2 protein-coding genes are annotated in these 636 nt (G+C 41.2%); both read left to right on the top strand.

What is annotated here, in order from left to right:
- A partial coding sequence (locus tag R7Q48_RS28385) for a phosphotransferase (RefSeq protein WP_318133662.1) occupies positions 1-354 on the top strand: 354 nt, incomplete at its 5' end.
- A 74-nt stretch (positions 355-428) separates the two neighbouring features.
- Positions 429-636 (top strand): YqiA/YcfP family alpha/beta fold hydrolase (locus R7Q48_RS28380; protein ID WP_276457887.1); only part of this gene is annotated, 208 nt, incomplete at its 3' end.

Genomic DNA, 636 nt, shown 5'->3' with positions numbered 1-636 from the left:
CTGTGTCACATTGATTTGGGGAGTTACAACCTAGTTCGGGGAGAGCAGGGCGGGAAAGTCATTGATTGGGAGTACGCAAGCCTTGCAGATCCAAGATTAGATTTAACGCTCATTTTGCAAATTACCGATTCGCCAATAGAAGAGTCGGTTGAACGCTATTGCCAGATTCGAAATATTGAAAATACCTCAGTTTGGCTTGAAGGAGTAAAAGCGTGGCAACCCCGCACTTTAGTGATGGCAATGCTTTGGTACTTGCTTGCTTATAAATTGTGGGGAGATGAACAATACTTAAACAGTGCGCAAGAGTTTAAAGATTTATTGTGTTTAGAAGATCACTGTTTTGAGAACTCGTGACGTTTTCCCCTTTATCAGTAAGGAAATAGTGGTAGTTTTAAAAAAAGTACCAGATTTTACAGGGAGAGGTACACATGATTATTTACTTGCACGGCTTTGATAGTACAAGCCCAGGTAACCACGAAAAAGTTCTTCAACTACAGTTCATCGATGACGATGTTCGTTTCATTAATTACAGCACGCTTCATCCTAAACATGACATGCAGCACCTGTTAAAAGAAGTGTCAAAGGTCATCGATCAGTCTGATGATCCTAATCCACTTATCTGTGGGGTTGGCCTTG

This window comes from Vibrio sp. 378 (genome assembly GCF_033339435.1).
The sequence above is the reverse complement of the archived record's forward strand: the minus strand, read 5'-3'. Positions and strand labels throughout refer to the sequence as shown.